At 69.7% G+C, this 24,576-nt stretch carries 22 protein-coding genes and 3 pseudogenes; 5 read left to right on the top strand and 20 right to left on the bottom strand.

What is annotated here, in order from left to right:
* Nucleotides 1-423 (top strand): helicase associated domain-containing protein (locus SSBG_RS29195; RefSeq protein WP_037870883.1); only part of this gene is annotated, 423 nt, incomplete at its 5' end.
* A 399-nt stretch (nucleotides 424-822) separates the two neighbouring features.
* Here SSBG_RS29195 and SSBG_RS29190 read toward each other — a convergent pair.
* From SSBG_RS29190 to SSBG_RS29140, 11 genes are all read right to left on the bottom strand, one after another.
* Nucleotides 823-1,869, bottom strand: coding sequence for a hypothetical protein (locus SSBG_RS29190; RefSeq protein ID WP_037870881.1), 1,047 nt, complete (start codon nucleotides 1,867-1,869; stop codon nucleotides 823-825).
* 287 nt (nucleotides 1,870-2,156) lie between these two features.
* The gene (locus SSBG_RS29185) at nucleotides 2,157-2,993 is read right to left on the bottom strand and encodes a hypothetical protein (protein WP_158677830.1); all 837 of its coding nucleotides are present in this window, start codon (nucleotides 2,991-2,993) and stop codon (nucleotides 2,157-2,159) included.
* Between the two features lie 239 nt (nucleotides 2,994-3,232).
* The gene (locus tag SSBG_RS29180) at nucleotides 3,233-4,021 is read right to left on the bottom strand and encodes a DUF4145 domain-containing protein (RefSeq protein ID WP_008749613.1); all 789 of its coding nucleotides are present in this window, start codon (nucleotides 4,019-4,021) and stop codon (nucleotides 3,233-3,235) included.
* Nucleotides 4,022-4,101: 80 nt separating this feature from the next.
* The gene (locus SSBG_RS33895) at nucleotides 4,102-5,064 is read right to left on the bottom strand and encodes a hypothetical protein (RefSeq protein WP_199781419.1); all 963 of its coding nucleotides are present in this window, start codon (nucleotides 5,062-5,064) and stop codon (nucleotides 4,102-4,104) included.
* Complete coding sequence (locus SSBG_RS32970; protein ID WP_158677829.1) at nucleotides 5,061-5,606, bottom strand: hypothetical protein; 546 nt, start codon at nucleotides 5,604-5,606, stop codon at nucleotides 5,061-5,063. Before SSBG_RS32970 ends, SSBG_RS33895 begins: the two co-directional genes overlap by 4 nt.
* Before the next feature lie 170 nt (nucleotides 5,607-5,776).
* Nucleotides 5,777-5,899, bottom strand: a complete 123-nt coding sequence (locus SSBG_RS35535; RefSeq protein ID WP_267880276.1) for a hypothetical protein — start codon at nucleotides 5,897-5,899, stop codon at nucleotides 5,777-5,779.
* A 65-nt stretch (nucleotides 5,900-5,964) separates the two neighbouring features.
* Nucleotides 5,965-6,264 (bottom strand): hypothetical protein, encoded by a 300-nt coding sequence (locus tag SSBG_RS29160; RefSeq protein ID WP_008749609.1) that lies wholly within the window; start codon nucleotides 6,262-6,264, stop codon nucleotides 5,965-5,967.
* Nucleotides 6,265-6,360: 96 nt separating this feature from the next.
* Complete coding sequence (locus tag SSBG_RS29155) at nucleotides 6,361-6,888, bottom strand: hypothetical protein (protein WP_008749608.1); 528 nt, start codon at nucleotides 6,886-6,888, stop codon at nucleotides 6,361-6,363.
* Between the two features lie 102 nt (nucleotides 6,889-6,990).
* Nucleotides 6,991-8,475, bottom strand: a complete 1,485-nt coding sequence (locus SSBG_RS35250; RefSeq protein WP_234010696.1) for a replication-relaxation family protein — start codon at nucleotides 8,473-8,475, stop codon at nucleotides 6,991-6,993.
* A 456-nt stretch (nucleotides 8,476-8,931) separates the two neighbouring features.
* Nucleotides 8,932-9,252 (bottom strand): hypothetical protein, encoded by a 321-nt coding sequence (locus tag SSBG_RS29145; RefSeq protein WP_008749606.1) that lies wholly within the window; start codon nucleotides 9,250-9,252, stop codon nucleotides 8,932-8,934.
* A 21-nt stretch (nucleotides 9,253-9,273) separates the two neighbouring features.
* The gene (locus SSBG_RS29140) at nucleotides 9,274-9,636 is read right to left on the bottom strand and encodes a hypothetical protein (RefSeq protein ID WP_106429289.1); all 363 of its coding nucleotides are present in this window, start codon (nucleotides 9,634-9,636) and stop codon (nucleotides 9,274-9,276) included.
* A gap of 98 nt (nucleotides 9,637-9,734) precedes the next feature.
* Between SSBG_RS29140 and SSBG_RS31875 the strand changes: the two are divergent.
* Nucleotides 9,735-10,567, top strand: a pseudogene (locus tag SSBG_RS31875) (IS5 family transposase).
* 96 nt (nucleotides 10,568-10,663) lie between these two features.
* Complete coding sequence (locus SSBG_RS29125; protein WP_008744193.1) at nucleotides 10,664-11,893, top strand: IS701 family transposase; 1,230 nt, start codon at nucleotides 10,664-10,666, stop codon at nucleotides 11,891-11,893.
* A gap of 252 nt (nucleotides 11,894-12,145) precedes the next feature.
* Here SSBG_RS29125 and SSBG_RS29120 read toward each other — a convergent pair whose 3' ends face one another.
* On the bottom strand, nucleotides 12,146-12,325 hold the full coding sequence (locus SSBG_RS29120) for a hypothetical protein (protein WP_008744194.1): 180 nt from the start codon (nucleotides 12,323-12,325) through the stop codon (nucleotides 12,146-12,148).
* Nucleotides 12,326-12,539: 214 nt separating this feature from the next.
* Between SSBG_RS29120 and SSBG_RS29115 the strand changes: the two genes are divergently transcribed.
* Both SSBG_RS29115 and SSBG_RS35245 read left to right on the top strand, forming a co-directional pair.
* Nucleotides 12,540-13,127 (top strand): SMI1/KNR4 family protein, encoded by a 588-nt coding sequence (locus SSBG_RS29115; protein ID WP_008744195.1) that lies wholly within the window; start codon nucleotides 12,540-12,542, stop codon nucleotides 13,125-13,127.
* A gap of 474 nt (nucleotides 13,128-13,601) precedes the next feature.
* Entirely contained in the window at nucleotides 13,602-13,790 is a 189-nt protein-coding gene (locus SSBG_RS35245) for a hypothetical protein (protein ID WP_008744196.1), read from the top strand.
* A gap of 47 nt (nucleotides 13,791-13,837) precedes the next feature.
* On the opposite strand, the pseudogene SSBG_RS29105 reads toward SSBG_RS35245, so the two are convergent.
* The 8 genes and pseudogenes from SSBG_RS29105 to SSBG_RS29060 form a co-directional block, all read right to left on the bottom strand.
* Nucleotides 13,838-14,194, bottom strand: a pseudogene (locus SSBG_RS29105) (catalase-peroxidase); the annotation flags it as partial.
* 116 nt (nucleotides 14,195-14,310) lie between these two features.
* A pseudogene (locus tag SSBG_RS31870) lies at nucleotides 14,311-15,314 on the bottom strand (IS5 family transposase).
* A gap of 1,102 nt (nucleotides 15,315-16,416) precedes the next feature.
* Nucleotides 16,417-17,820, bottom strand: a complete 1,404-nt coding sequence (locus SSBG_RS29085; RefSeq protein WP_008749602.1) for a M16 family metallopeptidase — start codon at nucleotides 17,818-17,820, stop codon at nucleotides 16,417-16,419.
* Between the two features lie 41 nt (nucleotides 17,821-17,861).
* A complete protein-coding gene (locus SSBG_RS29080) occupies nucleotides 17,862-19,202 on the bottom strand; it encodes a M16 family metallopeptidase (RefSeq protein WP_050776841.1) in 1,341 nt (446 codons plus the stop codon).
* Nucleotides 19,203-19,209: 7 nt separating this feature from the next.
* Nucleotides 19,210-20,739 (bottom strand): MFS transporter, encoded by a 1,530-nt coding sequence (locus SSBG_RS29075; RefSeq protein WP_158677827.1) that lies wholly within the window; start codon nucleotides 20,737-20,739, stop codon nucleotides 19,210-19,212.
* Nucleotides 20,736-21,485, bottom strand: a complete 750-nt coding sequence (locus SSBG_RS29070) for a HesA/MoeB/ThiF family protein (protein ID WP_008749600.1) — start codon at nucleotides 21,483-21,485, stop codon at nucleotides 20,736-20,738. Before SSBG_RS29070 ends, SSBG_RS29075 begins: the two co-directional genes overlap by 4 nt.
* A gap of 278 nt (nucleotides 21,486-21,763) precedes the next feature.
* Nucleotides 21,764-22,522 (bottom strand): 2OG-Fe(II) oxygenase, encoded by a 759-nt coding sequence (locus tag SSBG_RS29065; RefSeq protein WP_037870875.1) that lies wholly within the window; start codon nucleotides 22,520-22,522, stop codon nucleotides 21,764-21,766.
* An 83-nt stretch (nucleotides 22,523-22,605) separates the two neighbouring features.
* Nucleotides 22,606-24,576, bottom strand: coding sequence for a B12-binding domain-containing radical SAM protein (locus SSBG_RS29060; protein WP_008749597.1), 1,971 nt, complete (start codon nucleotides 24,574-24,576; stop codon nucleotides 22,606-22,608).

Raw genomic sequence — 24,576 nt, 5'->3', positions numbered from 1 at the left:
GCGGCGGAGGTCCTGCTCGGCTTCACCGTGCACGGCATGGACGTGGGGAAGTGGCTGTCCCGACAGAGGCGGCCCGAGGTGTGGGCGGCCCTGGCCGACGGGCAGCGCGAGCGACTGGAGGCCGTCGGCGTCACCCCTCTCACCGCTCCGGCCCCGGTGGAGCAGGCCGCGCCGACGGAGCCGTCCACGGCGCCCGTGAGCGCCTTCCAGCGGGGCGTCGCGGCCCTGGCGCAGTACAAGGCCCGCACAGGCTCTGTGACGGTACCCAGGGCACACGTAGAGGCGCTGCCGGACGGTACGGAGGTCAAGCTCGGGGTGTTCCTGTCCAACCACAAGAGCCGCCGGGCCAAGCTGACCGCCGACAAGCTCGCCGCGCTCGCCGGCCTCGGGCTGGAGTGGGCGGCCACGGAAGGAGCGGCGTGATGAGCGCGGCGGGCAAGCACGGCCGCTGGGGTCGGATCTGTGCCCTGCCCGAGGGGCACAAGACCTCGGTGGAGCAGCCGCACTGCGGCCACAACGGCGAGGGGCGGCCGATCGCGGGGCGGGGGGGGCAGCGCGCCTGACGACTGGTAAGCCGCGGCCAGAGCGGTGCAGAGTCCCGGGGCGAGGGGTGGCCCCGGGACTCTGCACGGTCCGGAGCCAGTGGCGCGGTCCTCGGGCCCTGCACCATCCGGGGTGCGATGCCCGGGGTTGAGCTGCGGTATCGCACAGGTGTGCGTGTAGGGCCTGAGGTTCGTGCCCGGTCCTCGGTCGCGATCGGGGCGAGCGTGGAGGGCGCGGGCGGGCGAGCTGGTCGGAGGACGCAGTCGGCAGCTGCGGCCTCTATCCGCCGAAGACCGTGCTGTACGCCTGCTGGCCTTGCTGGATGGTCGTGGTCAGGGCGGCCGATGCGGCGCCGATCTGGGTCAGTCGGCCCATGACGGTGTCGTACGCGGACCGGAGGCGTCCGGGCTGGACGGTCTCGCTGTCGGATTCCTCACCGAGAATTTCGGCGTCGTGGATGAGGTCGGCCTGCTGTGCGGGTTCGAGTCCGTAGGTCGGGGCGAGCTGCTGAACCAGGGCCGCGAACTCGCGCATGGCGCTGGGGTCGAAGGCGTTGTTGTGGTTGTGCTGCTCGACCTTGGCCTGGGAACCGGCGACCACGTTGGTGCCGGTGATGCTGTAGTAGTCACCAGGGCGGGTGCGGTTGAGGTAGTCGCTCACTGTTGCTCCAGAAAGTACGCAGTCGATGCCGTCGAGGGTGATGGCCACGGTCTTGGGCTGGGTGTCGGCGTCAGTGACGAGTCCGGAGTTGGTCAGGCGTGCCAGCGCGTAGTCGAGTTCGGTTTCCGACAGGGTGCTGCCGGCGAAGCACGCCGCGGTGGTGTCCAGGAAGACGGCCGGGTCGGTGGGGCGCTGGTCGTGCGCGGTGGCGTAGAGCCAGCGCAGGAAGCCGTCGGTGGCATAGCGGTGCCGGGCGGCGGGTGCGCTGCGCAGTTGGGAGAGCCGGCGCAGTTCTACGCGTCCGTCGTCGGTGATCCGGTGGGAGTCGGGTGAGCCGAAGGCTCCCATGGCGTCGATGAGGCCGTCCCGCTCCAGTTCGGCGGCGAGGACCGCAACGTCGTTCAGAGGTGTGTCGGAGTGCTCGGCGTAGTCGGCTTGTCTTCCGAACCGGCGTTCAGGCAGCTGGCCGAGCCAGATCAGGTAGCGGACCAGCTGTGGGTCCTGTTCGATGCCCACACCCAGGCCGGTGGCTCCGGCGGAGGCGGTGAAACTCCTGCCGCCCAGGGGCACGGTGATCGGGTACTTCTTGAAGGCCCGCTCGTAGGCCTTGTTGATCTCCTTCACGTGCTTCTCGATCGCGCGCTGATCAATCTTGGTGCCAGCCATTTCGTCCCCTTCACGACGTACTGGCACAAGCGTAAGGAGGGGTACCGACACCGGGCGGCTCGATCTGAGCACTGGCCCGGCCGCGTGAGGCAGGGGAAGCCGCTGCCGAATCCCCGCACGAGGGCGTAATTGGGGCATCGGGGCGTTCGGTCCGGGGCGGCTTCGGGGTCAATAGGTCCCCCGGCGAACTACGGGACGGCCGTGACGGGGTCGGTGAGCCAGGTATCGAACCTTGACCGTTTGCCAATGAACCTTGACGGACGCGATTTTGTGCCACCGAAGCGCACTTACCCGCGGTGAGGCGGACGGCGAAGGCGCAGGAGGGCGCGGAGGGACGACGCGCCGCTGCCGCGGCCCGATGAGCCGGCACCAGTCAGCTGGGCGGCGTCGAGTGCGCCAGCGAGCTGGCTGGGATGAGTGCCACTCCACAGGCTCAAGGCCTTCGCGAGGTGGTCCCGGTCCTCATCGAGGACTCGTGCGGCCTGATCGCGCTTCCGCTTCCGCTCCTCGACCTTCTCGTAGCAGGCCTGCCGCTGGCTCTTGGGGATCAGGAGCAGCTCGACATACGCCCGGGGAAAGAGGTCGGGGAAGAGGTGCTCGATGTCCTCGAACTGGTTCTTGACCTTTTCAGGGCCGGGGTCTTCCCCCCTGTCCTGACAGGCGTAGTAGTCGGTCAGCGCGCGATGTGCTTCGCCAAACACCGTCTCCGAGTACCCCCAGTTCTCCCCGCGCTCCTCGGCCTTGCACTGCTCCCCCTCCTCATGGCGCACGTGACGGGCCAGGGCATCGAAAGCCTGGAAGTACGGCACGTTCCTGCTGACCTTGAGGGCGGTGGCGGCAGAGCGGAAGGCGTCGGCGCTGGTGATGACGGCATCGACCGGAGCCCCGATCGGGAAGCCGCGGGTGGCGAGGCGGGCGTTGGTGACGGCTTCGTCGAGGGCTTCTGAGTGCGAGCCGGGGCCGGTTGCTTCGTGGAGAGCGGCGAGAGCGGCGAACGTGCGGTTGGCGTGAGTGGCAAGCCAGGTCGTGCCCGAGGTGCGCAGGGCAGCCCAGGAGGCGACAGAGGCAGTGACCAAAGCGGTCACGAAGGCCGTACCGACCGAGGCGACGATGGAAATGTCCATATCCGCACCCTGGCCGCCCGCGCCGACCACGGCCACCGGTTCGCGAAAGCGTTGAGGAAAAGCTGAGCCTGCGTGCGCGCCTCGCTGCCATCGAGGCCTCCCGCGACGGCCGTCGCGGTCCATGGTCCTGTGCCGGAGCGCCCGGGGCGGCTCGGCACTTCCGGTCCGCGCCGATGCAAGAGGGCATGGAAGGTTCCGGGTCTCGCACGTCCAAGTTGGGCGCCCCCGTGCCGGTGGCTTCATGCTCCCGGGCGGGCTTGTTTGCGCCGCTGTTGGCGCGCCGCGCGTAGTGCAGCGCGCTGTTCGGGCTGAACGTAGACGACGAATACGGCTTCCTGGATCAGCGAAGCCACGTCGTCCACCTCCGCGTAGGAGAAGGCCAGCCCGTCATAGAGGCTCCAGTTCCCCAGGGTGCGGGCTTCATCGAGGTCACGGACGACGTCGGCCGGTACGCCCCTGTCGGTCAGGTCAGCGATCTTTTCCTTGAGGTTCCGGCCGGTGGCGCCGCGATCTTTGCAGAGCTCTTCCACAGCCGCCCGGTACATCCCTGCTGCGGCCCGCAGCGCACCAGCCTCCTGGCATTTGGTGCCTTCGCCGAAGAGGTCGCGAACCTCCTGCGGAGCAGCTTCGTCGAGGGTCTGTGCCGAGCGTCGAGGATGCACCAGGACCAGGAGCCGCGGTTTGGCTGCCTTGTTCTTGAGAGCTGTCGCGAGAGCCTCTTCATCGTCGCCTTGGGGCAGGTCCGGCCCCCAGTGCTGATGTACCACGGCGGTCTTCTTACAGCTCTGGCAGGACAGGATGTGCTCGACAACGCGGAAGACATCGTCCTTGGGCTGCTGGGCTGAGCTGGGGACGCCGCTGAAGTCGCCGCCCGAGCGGGGGGCAGCGAACGGCCTGTCCTTCAGGACCGGCCAGACATCACGGCGGCTGACGTGCGTAAATGCCACGTTCAGTTCGCAGTTGGGACATTCGCCAGTCGGCATCGGTGTGTCGATGGCTCCGATCGTGATGTGGCTGCGCGTACTCATGCGACCAGAGTTTCATCCGGCTGACCTCCCGCGCTGGTGATTTGAACGGTGTGCGGGGGGCGACCTGTTGGCGGTCCGGGCTACCAGCGGCGCAGGCCTTCGGTGAGTTCGCGGTGCCACTCGGTACGGCGTTGGACGTACGTGCCGGGCTTCGCCCCGAGCGCGACGACCTGATCGGTGATCTCGTAGGTGACCCGGTAGGCCAGGACCTGGGCGGCGAGTTCCATCCACTCCTGGGTCTTGCGCGCTGGCGGTACGGGGCCGAGCGCGGTCACGAACCACATGGGCAGCACGGCGCGGTCGCGGATCGCGTCGGCCAGGCGGCCGCGCAGCAGCCAGTTCAGCTTCCGCTCCGCCTTCTCGCCCTGCTCGATCAGTGAAGTCTTCGTCTTCCTCAGGGCGTCGTCCTGGTCGAGTGCGGCCTGGGCGCTCTCAGCGGTGTCGGCCAGCTTCCGTGCCCGCTGGTCGTGTTTCTCGGCGAGGGGGCGGGAGACGGCGAAGTCCGTGGCGGCCTGCTTGAACTCGCGGGAGGAGCGCGGCGTGCTGGCCAGGATCCCGGCGGCCTGCATCACCTTGTCGCGGTGCTCGTCGCGCTCGGCGAGCGCTGCTTCGTACTGGCGGGCCTTGAGGCGGTGGGCGTCGCGCTGGTACTCGGTGAGCAGGCCGGAGCGTGCGTTCCAGCCGCGGGCGGCGCTCTGGGCGAGCTGTTTCCACTGCGGGTCGACGGTGTCGAGGTCGGCGAGCGGGGCGCCGCCCGCGGCGAGCAGGTGTGCTTCGAGGGCCTGGACGCGGCCGGTCAGCCGCTTGAGGGCCTGCTCGGTGTCCCGGATGTCGCTGCGTACGTCGTCGTCCAGCTCGCTGAGTTCGCCACGGACGGTGCCGAGGTCGTCCTCGAAGGAGCGGAGGTCGTCTCGGACACGGTGCAGTTCGTGCTCGAGGTCTTCGGCCTCTTCCAGCTTCGAGCGCAGCGCGCGCAGTTCGCTCTCCATCCCGCCGGCCTGCGTCTCCAGGCGGCGGACCTGGTAGCCGTAGTCCTCGTTCACCGCCGCGCCCCCTTCGGATCGGCGCCCGTACTGTCCATTGAGAGTCCAGCGATGAGCAGCCAGCCCGCGGCGGCGGCGAGGATGCACCATCGGGTGATCACGCTGAGGCTGATGAGGGCTATCAGGAGCGCGACCATGTGCAGGGTGAGGGCTGCGAAGCGGCGGTCCCGGTGCTGTTCGGTGTCGACCTTCTGGTAGCAGCCGGCAGCCGTGAGAGCGAAGTGCGGGACCAGCAGAACGAGCCACCAGGCAGAGTGGTCGAGGACGAAGACCAGCGCGATCAGCACGGCGCCGACGACGGCCTCGCCCCGCCAGGACCACGTCACGATGCGCTCACTGCGCCGGCGCTCCGGCTCGGCAAGCCGCGCAGGGATCGTTTCCTCGAACTCCACCAGCTCGCTGGTGGCCTCCACCAGGCGGGCGTACTCCACCGTGAACTCATCGGCGTCGACGTCGTACTCCAAGGCCTCGGCCCGGCGCACGCCGATCTCCCGCTGAAGTTTCGCCAGATGCTCCGTGATCTGCTGCTCGGTGCTGTCCACCGAACCACCCCCACCCGCCATGCGACGACACGCCGACCGGACACTTCCCCGGCTGGCAAACACCGAACCGGCCGACCGTATCCACCGCCGTCCAGGCCTCGCCGCCGAATGGAACACGGTGGCCGAAACCTTGCCGATCAAGGCCGTACGTCGCGTTTCGGCGGTCGCGGTCACGCCAGTTGCTCGCCCGGTTCGCCGACCGCCTGAGCGCGAGCGGCGTCCAGGCGGTCGAGGTACTCGTGGAGCGCGCGGATCAGGCGCGCTCGGGCCTGGACGCATCGCGCTGTGTCCACGATCGGGGCGGCACCTCCGCCCAGCTGACCAAGGGCACCCCGGGCGCCGGGGCCGGCGGCTGGGGTCAGGGCGTGTCGCCGGAGTAGTAGAAGCGGCAGCTGACGCTGGGGCCGGAAGTGCGGGGCTCGCCAGGCTGCGGGTCGTACAGCGCCCGGCCGCCTGGCCACCGGGACAGCTCGGTCATCAGGGCGACGCCGTCCTCGATGTCTTCCGGCCGCCAGCCGGTGATGTCGAGCAGCAGACCGTCCAGGGGACCGCCGACCAGCGCGGCGTACGTCTGGTGCGGCAGCGGGCCCGGGTTGGGGTCGTCGTGGTCGTGGCCGTACACCCGGCCACGCAGCAGCTGCTCGTCACCATCGTTCATCCGACCAGCCTCCCAGCCGCCACCGACAGCGCGGGCCGTGATGGCCGACGGGTCCGGCCTGGGTGGAGGCCGGGCCCGCCGCTGGGTGCGGTGCGGCTATCGGGTCTGGAAGGCGCCGCGGTCGATGAGGCCCTGGATGTAGGGCGGCCAGTCCCGTTCCAGGCTGGTGGTGATGGCGGCGTGGACGTCGGCGCGTACCTGCGGGGTGACGTGTTCGACGTCGCCGCCCGGGTAGTACAGGCGCACCCCCTCGCGGCTGGCGTCGCACAGGATGGCGTGGGCCTTCTGCACGAGCGTCATGTAGAGCTGCGGGACCGGTGCTTTGACGAGTTCGTCGATGACGGCTTCGTAGTCGGCGCCGAAGTCCGCCCAGTCCTTGCCCTGCTTGTCGAGCCAGAGGGTGACGTCGGAGAAGAAGACGGCTTTGCCCGGCCCGTCATTCGGGTCGCGGGCCAGGCCGGTCGCGAGATCGAGCGCGATGCCGGCGCTCTTGCTGACGAGGTCGCGCGGGATCATCGTCGGGGCGATGGCCACCGCGCACTCGCCCCAGCCGTCGCGGGTCTGCTCCGGCCAGGGCAGTCCCAGCACGAGCCATCCGTCCGGCTCCAGCAGCTTGTTGCTCACCGTGTACTTCCCCCTCGGTCATGACGTCCGTGTCATGTCGATCCTTTCGCCCGGCGGTGACCGTGGGCAAGACGCTCTCCGGCCGCGTGGGCCTGCCTGCGGCTACCGGCGGCGACCGAACAGGCCGCGGTTCTTCTTCGCCTCCGCTTCGGTCGCCTCCCGCGCCGCGGCTTCCTCCGCCTCGCGCTGCGCGACGCGTTCGGCTTCGATCCGGCCGAAGTGCTCCGCCGCGCACGGGCCGCACAAGCCGTCCGTCTCGCTGTGCCAGGAGGACTGCCGGGTCGACTGCCAGCGCTCATCGGTGAACTTGGTGCCGCACTGCGTGCACACCGGGCGCTGCGCCTCCCGCTCGGCGGCTTTGCGTTCTGCCTGCCGCCGACGGTTCTGCTCTTCCTCCATCCGGTAGAGCCGCTCGCCGTCCGGGTTGTCCAGGGCCTCGCTCAGCGTCTGCCACTCCTCGCGCCCGAGCCGCCGCCACACCGGGCCCGCTGCCCCGGCCGGGTCGGCGGTGATCCGCTCCAGCTCGGTGACGACCACGGGCACCGCCTGGTGGTAGTCGACGGCCGTGAACCCGGCCCACGGGTACGGGGTGCCGGCGAAGTAGCGGCGGGCGGCCTGCTCCAGGCGCCGCATTCGGCTCTCGCGCTGCGCGGCGGTCTTGCCCGTGAACACGAACGCCACTGGCACGTAGCCCTCCCGGCCGGTCGCCGGGTAGATCCGCGACCACAGCCGGAAGTCGTGCACCGCCGCACCTTGTCGCCGGGCGGCCTTCTCCCTGTCCTTGTCGGCCTTCGGCGCCAGGAGTTCGAACCAGTCGTTGTAGCGGCGCAGCTTCGCCGTCAGGTCGTCGACGGGCTCGTTGACGCGGTCGACCTCCAGGAGCATCGCGGGCACCCCGGCGTCCGGGGCGCGCATCGTCAGGTCGGCGTACTGGGTGTACCCGTACGGCAGGCGGTGGGCGATCTCGGTCTGCCAGGACAGCGGGGTGCCGTACCCGGCCCCGGTGAGCACGGCAGCGGTCGAGGTGACGGCGGCGGCGTGTTCGTCGTAGCCGTCGCCGTCGACCGGCTCTCCGTCGTCGTCGTACTGGAGCTTGCGCAGCACGGACATCCGCACGTTCTTCGGGAGCAGCTGCTTGGCTTCCTTGTGTCCTCGCTCGGTGAGCACCCACAGCTGGTGGTTCGACTCCAGTCGTGTCTCCACCCGGACCTTCCCCTCTTCCTTGAGGGCGTTGAGGGTGTCCCTCGTGCACCGGTCGTGCCGGTCGCCGGGCCGGAGCATCCGCCACAGGTGGTCAGCGGTAGCCCTCTGGAAGATCCCCAGAGCCTTCAGCACTTCCTTCTTCCTGGTGTGGGTTGGCTTCCATGTCTGCTTCAAAGGCTTAGAAGGGTTGTCGAACGTGCCGAAGTCCCCCGGTTTCCTGGGCTGACCTGCACCGATGCGGCCGTCGGCCGAAGGCGTCATGGAGGGGGCGGTGGAGGGGCCCATGGAGGGGGCCGGCGGGACCTGGTCGACGCCGTCAGCAGGGCTGCGGTCGGCCGGCTCGTGCGGCTCGAAGGCGAGGTCGGGAGTGAGGTCGGCGGGCACAGTGTCCTCGGATTCTCCGGCCTGCGGGCCGGGTCGGTGAGCGTCCGGCCCGTACGCGGAGGTGCGCGCGGGCCGGAGCCACCGTCGGAAGGACCCCCTTGACCGTCGTCTGACGCTCCCCGCCGACTGGTGTCCGTTTCCTCCTTGACTAGGCCCCTGGCCGTGCGGATTTGTCCGTGACCAGCGCCACAGACAGCGGCACCATCAGCGGACCCGACGCGCATCAAGGAGGGTGGGGCAGAGCCGGACATCATCGTCATCGACGGGCCGCCGAGCCTAGGGCTGAACATGGACACCGACCGCCCTGTACTACGTGCGGCGTCGTGAGGGACAACCCTGAGAACGCGCAGCGGCCTCCGCGATCCGGATCGCGGAGGCCGCTGCGCGTTCTCAGGGTTGTCCTTGCCCGTAGTACGGGGTGTAGCTGTAGCGTGCCGCGCAGACCTGCTACGGCAGTTAGCCGACTGGCCGTCCGCAGGTGTCGAGATCTTCCATCACCGCGGTGGAGAACAGATCCGCGCCGAAAGCCGCGTCGTCGAGGGGTCCGTCCTCGGTGATGATGTGGTTGCGGCGCTTATAGATTTCGGCTCCCCATCGCCGCACTACTTCACCGCGCAGTGCGACAGTGGCTTCCGCCCATACGCCTTGCTCGTCCTCGCCGATCTCGAAGCCGCGCAGTGTTCCGTAGCCGTCCCGGCTCACCTGGTGGGCGATCTGGGTTTCGGCGCTCTCGCTGAACTGGGTGAGATAGTCGGCGTAGTGGTCTCTCAGGCTCATGCTTCCCGCCTTCTTCGCTTGCTACTTCAGACAGCCACAGTCATGAAGGTAGAACGCAGTGATGATGCCCTTCGGGCGCCCGTCCGGGGTACCGCTGTCGCTGTGGGTGTAGACGACCTTCATGTTGCCGAACTGGCTGACCCCGCTGGAAAGCTTCGAGACGCATTCCCACTTGGTGCCGTTCTTACTGCACTTGGTGCTGGGACTGTCCAGAACCTGGTCGATGTCGTCCTTGAAGTCGCTCCAGCTGATGACGCCGAGCCGGTGGTTCCTGTCGTCGATGTGGTAGGCGCCGAAACCTGTCGTATGGCCGGCAGTGTTGTCGTGGCGACCGTACCGCAGCGGAAGGTCGTAGCCCTTGGGGGAGAAGTGGGTCGAATACACCTTCCAGTTCTCCCCGGCAGCCTGCGCAGGCGAGGCCCCCACCGATATCAGTGCTAGGGCCTGTCTTCAATTGATCTTGAGTGGTGGATCATGGTCGGATGATACGTCGTCATGAATTGTCCGATGCGGAGTGGGAGTTCCTCCGTCCGCTGTTGCCCGGGGCTTCTCGTGGGCGGAAGCGCTTGGACGACCGGACCGTGCTCAACGGGATCGTGTGGAAGTTCCGGACGGGCACGGCCTGGCGAGATGTGCCCGAGCGGTACGGCTCCTGGCACACCTTGCACACCCGTTTCCGCCGGTGGGCCCTGGACGGCACCTTCGAACGGATGCTCCAGGCCGCACAGGCCCGCTCGGACGCGGCAGGAGAGGTCGGCTGGCTGGTGTCGGTCGACTCCACCGTCGTACGCGCCCACCAGCATGCGGCCGGGGCCCGAAAAGGGGGCACCGCGACCGGGCACTCGGACGCTCCCGAGGTGGGCTGACCAGCAAGATCCACCTGGTCTGCGACGCCTTCGGACGCCCGCTCGCCTTTGTCCTCACGAGTGGCAACACCAACGACTGCACCCAGTTCGCCGCCGTGATGGAAGCGATCAGGGTGCCGCGCGTCGGCCCGGGCCGCCCCCGGACGAGGCCCGCGCACGTGCTGGGCGACAAGGGCTACAGCTCCCGCGCGATACGCGCCTGGCTGCGACACCGAGGCATCAGCCACACCATCCCCGAGCGTGCCGACCAGATACGCAACCGGCTCCGGCGCGGCAGCCGGGGCGGCCGCCCGCCGATCTTCGACAAGCAGCTCTACAAGCAGCGCAACGTGGTCGAACGGTGCTTCAACCGCTTGAAGCAGTGGCGCGGCATCGCAACCCGCTACGACAAGACCGCCGAGTCCTATCACGCAGCCGTCACCCTCGCCTCGCTCCTGATGTGGGCGTGACATTTGAAGACACCGCCTAGTACTCCAGCAGCGGTTCGTGTCCTGAGCTGGTCTTTGTCGTTCTCCTGGTATGAGGGAGCTGGGTGAAGTAGCTGTATGGTCCGCGCGGAGTTGGAGGCTGCGTTCGCTCGGGTCGCGGGTCGGTTTGCTCGGGCGGATCTGCGGTGGCGGATGCGGGATTACGTTCGGGGTCTGCTGGCTCGTGTGGCGCGTAAGAACGGCTGGCAGCTCGCGGAGTGGGCGGGGCACCGTAGTCCTGACGGGTTCCAGCGGCTGCTGAACTCCAGCGTCTGGGATGCGGACGCGGTGCGGGACGATGTCCGCGAGTATGTGGCCGAGGTGCTCGGTGATGACGGGGTCCTGATCATCGATGACACCGGTTTCATCAAGAAGGGGATCACGTCGGCGGGTGTGGGCAGGCAGTACACCGGCACCTCGGGCAAGATCGACAATTGTCAGGTCGGGGTCTTCGCCGCCTACGCCACGTCTCGCGGACGTGCCCTGGTCGACCGGGAGCTGTATCTCCCGAAGGCGTGGACAGGGGATCGGGAACGCTGCCGGGCGGCGAAGGTTCCCGACGAGCGGGAGTTCGCGACCAAGGGTGAACTCGCGAGGGCGATGGTTACCCGGACGCTGGCCGCCGGTCTGCCGGCGCGGTGGGTGACGGCGGACGAGGCCTATGGGCAGGACTGGAAGTTCCGCCGCCTGCTGGAGGAACTCGATGTCGGTTACGTCGTCGCTGTTCCGAAGTCTCAGCAGGTCAAGAGCTTGACGGGGTTCTGGCGGATCGACGAGCTCATCGCCCAGGCGCCCCAGGATGCCTGGCAGCGGCTGTCCTGCGGCAACGGGGCCAAGGGCCCCAGGGTCTACGACTGGGCGAGCGCGAGACTGCCGTCGATCGCCCTCTTCGACGGCGACGAGTCAGCCCACCACCGATGGGTGCTGGCCCGGCGCAGCGTGGCACGGCCCGAGGAGACCGCCTACTACTTCGCCTACGCGCCCACGAGCACCACTGTCGCCGACCTGGTGCGGGCGGCCGGCACACGCTGGGCGATCGAGGAATGCTTCCAGGCGGCGAAGAACGAGTGCGGCCTGGACGAGTACGAGGTCCGCCGCTACGTCGGCTGGTACCGGCACATCACCCTGGCCATGCTCGCCCACGCCGTCCTGACCTCACTCGCAGCCCAAGCCGCCGACGAGCCCGAAAAAGGGGGCTTTGGAAACGAACCTCTCTCGCCCCGCTCACCGTGGCAGAAATCAGACGCCTCCTGGACACTCTCCTTCCCCGCCCCCGACCCCACCCCGACCCAGTCACCCACGCACTGAAGTGGTCAGCCTGGAGAAGACACCACCAAGCCACCGCCCGCCGCTGCCACTACCAAAAACGCAGCTCAGGACACGAACCGCTGCTGGAGTACTAAGCCACGGAAAAGCCCTCCACCATGCCCTCACCGGCAGTGACGCCGTCGTGCGCGCGAAGATAACGACCGCCCACCCCCGTAGCGACAGAATTCAGCAACACAGTCCCCAACGAAGCACCCACCGGCTGCACCGAACTCACCACCGCAGAAACCACCCCTACATCCTGTGGGTGTTGTCGAGAATCAGCATCAACTGGGCCAGCGCGATAGCGGTCAGCACCCACCAGCGCCTCACATACGCCACCGCGGCCACGGCCGCGACCTCACCTTCAAAGGGCGGCCGGGGCGTCAACCGCGTCCGGGCCAGGCACACCACCGTCCACGCGATGCCGAACACCGGTCACAGCCGCCGCTCCATCGGCTGCCTGCTCCACACGGCCCGTCGCACCGGCAAAGGCCTCGCTGGTGCCGCCAGGTGCGACGATTCCCAAACCGACCGTGAACGCGACGCCGCCATAGCCGCACCAGCTTCGCTTTCCTGCGGGAAAGGATTCTCCTGGGCAGCTGACCGCACCCAGCCGTAGGGTGACGGGGACGAGAGAAGATGCATCATGGATGCCCGCATATCCCGTCTGCGTCGCAAGCTGGCAGCGGTCCCGTTTCAACCACTGCGTAGCCACTCCTTCGGTGAGGAGCAGCACCAGTTCTGCCTTGGTCCGAAGCTGGCGGAAACACGCGTCGCCGCGTTTGAGGCCGAGCATGGAATCCTCCTGCCCGGCGCCTATCGGCAGTTCCTCACGCACGTCGGCGGCTCTGGCGCGGGGCCGTTCTACGGGCTCATGCCGCTGGAGCGATGTTCCCTGATGGTCATGCATTCGGGCGGAGGGCCAGGAACGCCCCGTGGCTTCGACGTCGCCGGAACCGGGGATCACCAACGCGGTCTCTTCCTCCATATTATTGAGATGGGCTGCACCGACGTATGCCTCATCGCAGTGACTGGTCCCCTCACCGGTCGCATTCTGATTGGCAACAGCGATGGTTTTTGGGGCCCCGACGTCTCCTCCGCTACCGACTTCCTCGACTGGTACGAACGCTGGCTCAACCACATGATCGCCGGACGCGACGACCGGGCCCTCGAACTCACTTCACCTCAGCTCCGTGCCCGTCAGGACCGTCATCGCATGGCCCCTGAATTGTGACCCTCCGTACCACTCCGCGAAAAATTGGGGTGGGGCGTGGTCAATCGGGTGTGGGGAGGTCCTTCGGTCGTGTGGTCCGGGATGGGGGTGGCGTGGGGGTGGTCGGGTAGGGCAGGGATCGGCTGTTCGTATTCGATCCACAGAACCGGGAACGTTCATGGGATTCGCGCGTCTGCGCGGGACCGCTGTCGCTCTGGCCTTCGGGGTGGCCGCCTCCGGGGTTTTCGCGGCGCTGCCCGCGGCCGCCGCTTCGGGGGCCGGGCCGCGGCCCTCCGCGTGCCGGCCCGCCAATCACCTCGCGAAGATCACCCCCGCGCCGCACAGCGCGGGGCATCACCACTACCGGGTGACGCTGACCGCGCCGCGCGGTTACGCCCCCTGCACGCTCGCCGGGTCACCCGTCGACGTGCGGTTCTCGCACGGCGGGAAGGACAGCGGGCTCCGGGCCGGACGGTACGGGTCGCAGGGCGCGAGGTGGTGCTCCGGTACGGGCACCCGGTCCACTTCGACATCCAGGTGCCGAGCCAGGGCCGGCAGGTCGCCGCCGACGAGGTCGCGTACACCCTGCGGGCGCCCGGGGGACAGATCCCGGGGACCTCCTTCGCCGACGGGAGCCTGAAAGTGGCGCGCGGGCCGGTCGTCGGGCCCCTGCGGGCGGGGTGAGGCGAAGGCCCCGGGGGTGCTCCCCCGGGGCCTTCGTGGGTGGTGGGTCAGGCGACGTCGAAGCGGTCCAGGTCCATCACCTTCGACCACGCGGCGGCGAAGTCCGCCGTGAACTTCGCGGTCGCGTCGTCGCTCGCGTAGACCTCCGCCAAGGCGCGCAGCTCGGAGTTGGAGCCGAAGACGAGGTCGGCGCGGGTGCCGGTCCAGGCGACCTCGCCGTCCGCGCCCACGGCCTCGTAGGTGCCGCTGTCGTCGGCCGCGGGGCGCCAGGAGGCGTCCAGGAGGTTGACGAAGAAGTCGTTCGTCAGGACGCCGGGGCGGTCGGTGAGGACGCCCGCCGCCGAGCCGCCCGTGCCTGGATGCGGCTGAGGCCCGATCTCGTTGAGATCATTTACCAACTCCGTCAGGAGCACATGGGCGCCATAGACGATGGCACCTTCCCTCATGTCCTGGCAGAGGTGCGTGCCACGGTCCCCGAGGCAGGCCTCCCCGCTGTTCTAGGGAGCGTATTCGGTTGTGATCAAGAGGCTGCTCGTGTGAGGTCCTTGATCCAGATCATCGAGGCGCGTAGGTAGAGTCCGGCGAGGTAGCTGTCGGGGGTCTTGTCGTAGCGCGTGGCGATGCCTCGCCATGCCTTGAGCTTGTTGATCAGACGCTCGACGGTGTTCCGCTCCTTGTAGAGGTCTGCGTTGTGGCTGACGGGCCGGCCGCCGTGGGAGCCCTTCTTGTTCCGGTTGGCGGCCTGGTCCTTCTTCTCCGGGATGACCGCTTTGATACGGCGTTTGCGCAGGTGGGCACGGTTGCCGCGGGACGAGTACGCCTTGTCTGCGGCGACCGCGTCCGGCCGGGTGCGGGGACGGCCGACGAGCCCGCGGACCCGTACCTTCCCCAGCACTGGGATGAACTGCGGACTGTCGGCGGCCTGCCCCTCGGTCAGGATGAACGCCAGCGGGCGGCACCTCCGGTCGCCGGCGACATGGATCTTGCTGGTCTGCCCGCCCCTGGAGCGTCCGAGCAGGGCGGCCTTCAGCCGGAGTTTGCGTCGGCGCCGGACGCGCCGTCGTTCTTCCCGCCCGGGATCGCTCCCGGCCTCCTGCCCGGTTTGTTCGTCGCAGCCGCCCCCTTTGACCTGGCCTTCTCCGCCTCGGCGGCAGCCTTCTCCAGAGCGGTGAGGACCTCCTCGTCCAGGTGCATGCCGGCCGCGTCGTGGTGGGCACGGGCGGTGGTGGAGTCGATGCTGACCAGGGACAGGTCCACCTCACCGCGCTTCGCGGCTTCCGCGATCAGGCCCTCCAGCAGGGCCTCGAAGACCCCGGCGTCACGCCACTGCCGGAAGCGGTTGTGGACGGTCGACCAGGCGCCGAACTCTGCCGGCATCTCCCGCCACTGCCCGCCCGTCTTGAACCGCCAGATCACGCCCTCGAACTGCTGCCGCAGCCGCTCGGGGTACGGGCCGTACTCGCCGATCGGCAGGTACGGCTCAATGAAATCCCACTCCGGGTCGGTCAGTTGCACTCGCGTCACGTACGACGGTCTACCGGACCAGACCGTGCCACGAAGGCACATCCCGCAGATTGATCACGACTCGATACGCTCCCTAGAGGCCACCTTCGGGCGGAATCCTGACGGCACCACCATGGACCATCCGCAAGCGCCCAGGCCGGCAGATAGTCAAGGAGACGGAGCCTAGGGCCGGGATGCTCTTGGCGGGCACGTCCAAAACCAGGCCACCGGTGCAGTACGCCAGCACCTGCTCGTCCTCGACATCGACTACCGCCAGCGGACAGCTATCGAACTGCGGAGCGGTGTCGCCCCCTCCAGGGTTCCGGCCGGAGCTGCCTTTCATGCGCCGGGACAGCGTGACGTTGGCGTGCTCTTGGTGGTGCTTGCCGGGCGCCGCGACGCCCCGGCGGGCCATACAGGGAACATCTGGTCAATGGCGTCCGGAAAGGCGGCAGTGTCCCTGCCGGAGCGAAAGTTGGCTTCGTAAGGCTTGCGCCCATTTCGTCGATCGCAGTGTCTGGGCACCGTCGGTATCTCACTGCCGGGCCTGGCGCGCTGGTGAACGTGGTGGGCACCGGCGCGGCGGGCTCTTGAGGCGTTGCGGGTGCGGCGCGATCCCACGCCTGCGGGCGCCCGACCCGAGGCCGGGGCCTCCGGCGCGGTCCCGGGGGGGCGCAGGCGCGGCCCCGGGGGTGAGGACCCGCAGGTGCGGTCTCCGGGTGGAACGCGACGGCGGCGGCGTGGTCGGGCAGCCGCGGCGAGATGGCGGCCGCGATGTCGGGCCAGAGGTCCATCACGGTGCCGTTGGCGGCCGGAAGGTCCCAGGTCCGCTCGGCCATCAGGCCCTGGAGCACGGCGGCGAACCCGCTCGACGCTCGTCCGCAGGCGCCGAAAGTCCATGTGGACGGTCTATGTACACACGACGGCGTCCTCGCTCGTTCCCTACCGGCCGCGTCCCGGCGACGGCTCCGTGAACTGATCTGAAGGAGGCGAACAGACTGAGCTGCTGATAGCCGCCTGTGACGCGGCGGCGAAGGGAAATCCCAGGCCAGGCGGCCTCGGCCTGGGTAATCGCGGCTGCACCGGGTAGGGGACCAGAGCGATGGCGCCGCCCTGGGGCCCCTCAGACCCTATGGACCGGCGAGGACGTCACCTCTGCGATGGCCTCGGCGATTCGCGAGGCGTCGCCGACCGCCACTGTCACCAGGCGGTCCGGTGCGAACGCCTCCCGCAGCGCCGCCGACGCCTCCTCGACGGTGACGGCCGCCGCCCGCCGGAACGCGCCCGGCAGCGTCGCGGGGGCGCGCCCGTCGAGCACCAGCACGGCGATCTCGTCCGCGACGGTGGCGGCCGTGAGGTAGCGCAGCGGCGCCGCGTCCACGATCTGCGCCACCGCCGCCGACCGCTCCCGCTCGTCGATCCCACGCTCGGCGACGTCTTGCAAGATGCGCCGGACGTCGCCGAGCGCGTCGCCCGTCACCGATGTTTCCACCGCGCCGGTCACCACTGCGAGCGAATGCTGCACCACCGCGAGCAGCCGGCTGTGGAAGCCGTAGGTGTAGCCCTTGGCCTCCCGCAGTTCCCGGTCGAGGCGGGCGTTGACGGAGCCGCCGAGACTGTGATTGCCGATGAGCAGCGCATCCCAGCCCGGCGCCGTGCGCGCGGTGGCGGCCCGGCCGAGGACCAGCCGCGTCTGCACGGCCCCGGGCCGGTCGACCACGATTACTGCCGGTTTGTCCCGCGCGGGTGGCGAGGGCGGCGCCTGCAGCGTGCCGCTTTCCCCTTCCCACGAAGACAGCACGCGGTGCAGCGCCGCCTCGACGCCGTTCCCCGACAGATCGCCCGCGACCACCACGGTGGTGACGGCGGGACGCAGGAAGCTCCGGTGGCAGGCGACGACCGCGTCCCGGTCGATGTTGCGGACTGTCTCCTGCGTGCCGCGCGCGGGACGACTGCGCCGGTCGGCGGAGTCGAACACAGCGGCGTGCAGTTCCAGCGCGGCCCGGCGCTCCGGCTCCGCCTCATGACGGACCAGGGCATGGATGCGCGCGCGGACCAGCCGGTCCACCGCAGTGGCCGACAGCAGTGGTTCACGCATGGCACGGACCAGCAGCGCCAGGGCGTGGACCAGATGGGTGCCCGGAACGTCCAAAGTGATGCGCAGCCCCGCGTGCTCTGCGCCCACTCCCAGGGTCGCACCGTAGTTCTCCAGCTCCCGGATGAAGTCGAGCGAACTCAGCCCCGGTACGCCTTCGACGAGGGCGCTGGTGGTGATGCCGAGGACACCCTCCACGTCACGGGGTTCCAGGACGAGCGGCGCGGCCACGACGATCTCGACGCTCAGCACCTCCTGACCGGGACGGTCGCAGGTCAGCAGGGTCACGCCGTTGGCCAGTACCTCTTCGCGCAGTGCGGGGAAGAGCCACGGCTTGACGGGAACCGGCACGGGCCGCTGCGGCCGCGGCCTGGCGGCCCGCCGGCCCACGGCGGCCGGGTGGAGAGAGGAAGCGGAGACGGGTGCAGTCATGCGGAAACCCTTCGCGAAAGACCGGCGGGCGGCACGATCGGTTACGACGTCGGGGAGAGGGCCGGGCGGGCCTGTGCCGGCGTGGCCTGCGCGAACGGGCTCCGCGCGGGCCCAGGCTCGTAGGTGAGGACCGCGCGGCGCGCCGGGGTGAGCAGTTCGTCGGCCGCCGCACTGACGTCCGACGCCTGGACGTCGAGGACGCTCGCCAGGTGCCGGTCGCAGCGGGTGGCGTCGCCGAAGTACGCCTCCTGCGCGCACAGTTCGTCGGCGCGGCTGGCCGGGTGGGCGAGCCGGTCATACCAGTCCCGGCGGATTTGCGCCCGGGCCCCCGCCAGGGCGGCCTCGGTGGCCCCGCCACCGGCGAGATACTCGATCTCCTCATCCACCGCACGCTCCACGTCGGCGAGCGCGACCCCGGCCGGGGCCCGCACATTGAGCTGGCCGAGAGACGGCGCCCGGCGCAGGGGCGTCAGCGACGCGCGAGCCGTGTGGGCGCGCCGGCCGCGGCGCACCAGCCGGTCGTGCAGCCCGCGGCTGCTCATGCCGCCAAGCAGCGTCACGGCCAGGTCGGCGGCCGCGCACCCGGGTTCGCCGTACGGGGGGAGCTGGTACGTGGCCATGAAAGCGGGACCCGGCACGGGTTCCACCACGTGCCGCCGCGACTCGTTCGGCCCCGTGGGCGTGAGCGGCGCGACGCAGCGCGCCGCTGGGCTGGCTGCCGCGCCGGACGGCGGGATGTGCCCGAAGTGCCGTTCGGCCACGTCGAAGACCGTTTCGGGCCGGACGTCGCCGACCACGGAGAGGATCGCTCCGTCCGGCGTGTAGTGGCGGCTGAAGAAGGAGCGGCAGTCGTCGAGAGTCACCGCCCGCAGGTCTTCGGGGCTGCCGGCTGGCATCGCGCGGAAGGGGTGTCCGGCCGGGAAGGACATGGCGACCAACTGTTCCCAGCCTGTGCCGTAGGGCACGTTGTCGTACCGTTCGCGGCGCTCGTTCAGCACCACATCCCGCTGGGTGGCCAGGCTCTCGGCGGTCAGCGCGTCCAGCAGGCCCCCCATGCGGTCGGCCTCCAGCCACAGGACGAGCTCGAGCTGACCGACCGGGACGATGCTGTGGAAGGTGGTGCGCTCGAAACCGGTGGCGGCGTTGGTGTACCCCCCGGCGTCCTCGATCGCCGCGGTGTGCCTGCCGGCGGGCACCTGCGTCGAGCCCTGGAACATTAGGTGTTCGACCAGGTGCGCAAGCCCGGTCCGGCTGTGCGGTTCGTCACAGGAACCCACCGTGTACCCGAGGCAGACCGCGGCCACCGGCACGGTGGGATCCTGGGAGACGACCACCCGCAGACCGTTGGAGAGGGTGTGACGGACGGGGCTGAGGACGGGCACGGTGCTCCTAGGGCTCGGTGGGCGGCTCGGTGGGCGGCGCGGACTGCGGCAGGGGTACGTCGCCGACGGGGAGCGCCGCGCCCGGCGAGACGTCCGTCTCGTTCCGGCTATCCACCTCGTCCTCGGGGCCCCGCAGGGCGCGGACCGGGCTGAGGAGCGGCCACAGCGCCGATGTGAGGAGACCGGCCGCCGACACGTACATGACCTCGGCCAACCCGAAGTGCCCGCCGAACCAGCCGCCGAGCAGCGCACCCACCGGCTGGCAGCCCCAGCTGACGAAGCGGGTGGTGGCGGTGACCCGGCCGAGCAGGTGGTTGGGGACCAGGCTCTGCTTCACGGTCTCGCTGATGACCAGGTTGACCACGACCGCGAACGTCCAAGTGAACGTGGACGCCGACACCAAGGCGATGGCCAGCGGGCGGTTGTCCCACTGCTGGGTGAGCGGGACCAGCACCGCCGAGAAGCCGGGGGCCGCGTAGGCCGCCACCAGGGCCCGGCCCTGGCCGAGCAGCCGGGTCAGGAAGGGGGTGCAGGACGCGCCGAGCAGACCGGCTACACCGCCCGCCATGCTGGTGGCGCCGAGCAGGCCCGGGCTGAAGCCGAGGACGCGGAGCACGAAGAGGGTGTGAACCGCGAAGAACATCGCGTGGAAGATGTTGAAGTGGGTGGCGGCGAGGATCATCGGACGCTGGATGCGGTCGTCGCGCAGCACCCGCAGACCCTTGAGCACGGCCTTGCGATGCGACTCTCGCTTCTTCCGCGCTCCGGCGCCTTCGTCTTCGGCTTTCCCCTCGCCGGGAGTGCCGCTGGTGTCCGCCCCGGATCCGCCGTCCGTCGTGGCCTCCTCGTTAGGGGGGCCGCCGGACGGCGCGGCCTTGGGCAGGCCGGCCAGTGTGAAGCAGCTGACCAGGTAGGAGAAGCAGTCCACGGCCAGGGCGACGGGTGCGCTCATGACCTGGATGAGCAGACCGGCCAGACCCGGCCCGGCGACGGTGCCGACGGAGGTGCTGGCCTCCATCCACGAGTTGGCGCGCTCCAGTTGCCCGCGCGGCAGCAGCCGGGGCAGGTAGGCCGACGTGGCGCTGTCGAAGAGCAGGGTGAAGGCGCCGACGAGGAACACGACCCCGTACAGGACCGGCATGGTGAGCGCGTCAAGCCAGAACAGCAGCGGGATCGTGAAGAGCAGCAGCCCCCGCGCCACGTTGGACACCAGCATGAGGGCACGCCGCTCGTACCGGTCCGCCCAGACACCCGCCGACAGCCCGAGCAGCAGGACTGCGGCGGATTCGGCGGCCTCCAGCACGCCCATCTGCCATGGAGTGGCCGCGAGAGTGGTCACGGCGGTGATGCCAATCGCCATGAAGGTGATCTCTGTGCCGGCGAGGGACAGGGTCTCGCCGGTCCACAACCGCAGGAAGCCGGTCCCGCGGAACGGGGCCTTCTTCGGCTTGCGCCCCGGGTCCTTCTCCTGGAGCTGCTTCCCCAACTCCGGTGGTGCGACCGTCTGCTGGTCTGATACCTGTTGTCGATCGCTCATGAGGTCGTCGGACACGTGCACGTGCTCTCTTCGCCGTGGGTGATCTGCTGTCGGGTGAAGTCCAAGGCCGCCCGCCGCCCCAGCGTCGGGCATGTTCCGCTGCACAGGTACTCGACGATGTCGTGCGCGAGCATGGCCGCGACCACTGTATTGGCGGGACCGAAGGAGAAGGGGGCGGGTTCGGCGGAGTGGTCCTCGATCTCCCGTTCGCGGTCGGTGAGCCGGGCGCGCCGGGCGCGTTCGAAACAGCTCCAGCAGCCGCCCCGGGCCGGGTCGACCACCGGGCCCCACAGGCCCACGCCAACGCCGACCGCGCCGAACGCTGTCGGGGTGCCGGTGAGGGCTGCCCAGTCCGCGACCACGGCGGGCAGCCCGGGCGGCGTGTCGGCCGCCGCCACCACCAGATCCAGGTCGTGGGGCAGGGACGCGGCGAGGTCGCCCACGGTCGTGACCCGCCTCCGCACGCCGACGCTCACTGCACCGGCCCGCACCGCCTGCAGGTAGCCGGCCAGCGCCTCGGTCTTGGGCCGCCCCAGGTCAGAACGGGTGTACGTGAACTGCCGGTTGAGGTTGTGCACGGCCACGCGGTCGTCGTCGACGAGCCAGAACAGACCCACGCCGGCCGCCGCGAGATGCTGGGCGACGATGCAACCGATGCCGCCGAGGCCGATCACCCCGATCCGGGCGGTGAGCAGCCGCTGCTGCGCCGTGCCGGTGTCCGGGGTGAACAGGCCGAGGTAGTCCACCTGCCGTTCGTACGACTCGCCGGTGAAGTCCTGTGCCGCTGCCGCCGGTTCGGCCGTGATCCAGCCCAGCTCGGTGAGTTCGGTGAGGAGCGCGGTCGCCGCGCCGGGGCGCCACAGTGTCCCGAGTGCCTCCCGCGTGGTGCCCTCCCGCAGCCGCGTCAGCGCCTCGCCGAGGCCCGGCCGGGCTCCGCCGATGCGCAGCAGCCGGTGGCCGAGGGTCAGCAGCGTCTCGTCCGCGCTCTCGTGGACGGCGACGGCGGGTAGCAGGCGGACGGTGTTCAGCTCCCCTCCAGGTGCTGGCCCATGGCGATGGTGTAGCGGCCGACGTCGTCCCGGGTGAACGGCTCGACCCAGTGCCAGCAGTCCTCCCGGATGGGCATCAGCGAGACGCTGTTGAAGAGGGGTTCGACGAAGAACTCCGTGTCCTCGCCGTTGCGGAAGGCGAGTCGTCCGCCGGCCTGCGGGGTGTACACCTCGTCGAGGTAGAAGTTGACCGCGAGGACCCGGCCAGGCACCAGGTCCTGGTGGGCTCCCAGAGCGTCGGAGCGGCGGTACGCGGCCAGCTCCATGGTGGTGTGCTTGCGCAGGACGAGGTCCGTGCCGGAGGAGATCCAGTCGCGCAGGGCGTCGGAGAGCACGGAGAAGACGAAGAACTCCTGAAGCGTGCGCTGATGCGCGGCGTCCATGGCGCCCTCGTCAAGCAGGGCGTGGATGTCCTTGACAACGAACTGGGCGATGGTGACCTCGTCCTGTTCGTCGACGGCATCGTCCCAGTACTCGGTCTTGCCCAGGCGCCCCTCGTACTTGGCGGCGTGCCGCGACCACGTGGGGATGGCGCGCATCGCGGCGGCCAGATCCGTGGCGAACTCGGGGCGCAGGAAATCCCGCAGCTGCAGCGGGCGGACCGGTCCCCCGTGGTACCAGTCGCGCAGCATCTCGACCGTGGACTCGGTCAGGTACTGCGGCGCGACGTAGGGAGCGGCGCCGGTCAGGGCCGGCGGAACTGGCGACGGCGGCGGTGTCGTGGTGCTGGACATGGTTCTCCTCACGAAGGGAGTGGACGGGGCGGGGGTCGGTGCGCGGCGCGGCGGCGAACGGCCGGCGGGGTGGGCCGGCGGGGTCAGGCCAGGGCCGGCTCCGGACGCCCGGCGGTGGCGGCGGTCAGCATCTGGGCCCCGACCAGCTGCCGCAGGACCGCAGCCCCGCCGGCCGGGCCGTAGACGTCCGTCAGCTCGCGGCGGGTCAGCGGCGTCCCGTCCAGCCAGGGGCCGAGGCCTCGGGCCACGACGGCGGGCAGGACCGTGCGCTCACGGCGCAGGATGTGTGTGACGACCAACTCGTCGCCGCGGGGGAGGACGTCCAGCGATGCAACGGCCAGCCGGAACGCCTCGTCTTCGCCGGGCAGCCGGTCGAGGAACTCGTCGCCGGTGCGGCGCATGTGCGCGGAGCCGTGACCGATCGCGAAGTCCTTGAAGGCGCGGTGGACACCGATGCGTTCCTCACGGGTCATCGCCGGGTCGATGTTGCCGAGGTGGTTGAGCGCGTACTGCGCCTGGTTGGCGAGCACGCTGCCGCCGTCCCGGACGACCAGGCCGAATCGCTCGGGGTGGCGGCCCACCTCGGAGGAGCGGGTCGCCTCGAACGGGAAGACTGTGAACGACTCGACGCAGTCGGCGAGTTCGGCCACGTCTCGAAGGGACTCCATGGCCTCCTCCAGCGTGGTGGAGGGCAGATCGGGGATCAGGTTGATCCGCAGCTTCATGCCGGCCCGGTGGGCCTCGCGGATGAATCGCAGGTTCTCCTGGCGGTCCGCGGACTTGTGCACCAGTTTCAGCACCCGGGAGTTCGTCGTCTCCATGCCGATGATCAGGTACTCGCAGCCGGCCCGGACCATTAGCTGAAGCAGCTCGGCGTCGAAACGTCGGTCCACCATGGCGAACGAGTTCCACGTGATGTCCATCCCGCGGTCGAGAACCGCCTGGGAGAACCGGCGGGCAAACGCGGGCGGGATCGACTCGGTGATCAGCTCGAAATGGCGCACATCGTGCGTCCTCACTTGGTGCTCCAGCTCGGCCATGAAGCTCTGCACGGAACGTCCCCTGTAGGGCGGGGACCCGTCGTACAGCTCGACGAAGTCGCAGTAGTCGCACTTGCCCCAGTAGCAGCCGCGCGCCTGCACGATGCCCATCTCGTGACCGACCAGCCGGGCCATCAGCGCGGGGTCGTACGCGGCAGGCGGCAGCGTATTGGGATGCAGCCCGGGTGCAGGCAAGGCGTGGACGGTCTCCCCGTCGGCCATGGCGGACACCCCCCTGACCTCGGTCGGCCGCCACTCGCCCGCGGCGGCCTGCTGGTACAGGGCGAGCAGGGGCGCCTCACCGTCGAAGCGCACGACCGCGTCGACCTGATGGTGGACCTCCAGCAGACGGGCCAGGTCGGACTCGTTCATCAGGGACAACGTCGGACCGCCGAGCACCGTCCGCACGTCAGGCCGGATGCGTTTGACGGCCTCGGCGAGCAGGAGCGCGGGCACGAGCTGCGGTCCCATAGGGACGGAGATCCCCAGCGGCCGGGCCTCCGCGGGAAGCCGAGAGGCCAGGTCGAGCGAGGCGTAGTACGCGCGATAGATCAGCGTCCGCTCCGAGCGCATCAGTGCCGCGTCGGTCAGCCACTCGGCCTCTGGGTCGATTAGGTACGGCTGCGCCAGCGCCGACAGCAGGAACGCCGGACCGGACTCGGCGGCGAAGGTATGCCGGCCGTCCTCGTCGAAGAGGGCGTCGCGACGGCGGGCGAGCCAACGGCCCGCCACGGCGCTCATCTCTTCGGGATGGCAGCCGTCCAGGCCGACGAGTCGGCCCGCGCCCGCCTCCGTCAGGTGGCCGGAGTCGAGCAGGTGCAGGGCGAACTCCTCGTTGAGGTCCCACTGGTGGGTGCGGACCCCCCGGCTGTGTAGAAAACCGGCGAGGACGGTCGTCGACGGGAAGTAGCGGCCAAAGCTGGACTCGACGAGCGGGGGGAAGGCGAGGACGACGCAGCCGTCGCCGCGGGCCGCCACGGGCTCTGCAGGGCCGCTCTCGTTGCTGCACGGCAT

This window comes from Streptomyces sp. SPB074, assembly GCF_000154905.1.
Lineage (GTDB): Bacteria > Actinomycetota > Actinomycetes > Streptomycetales > Streptomycetaceae > Streptomyces.
This window is presented reverse-complemented; position numbering and strand designations above follow the sequence as displayed.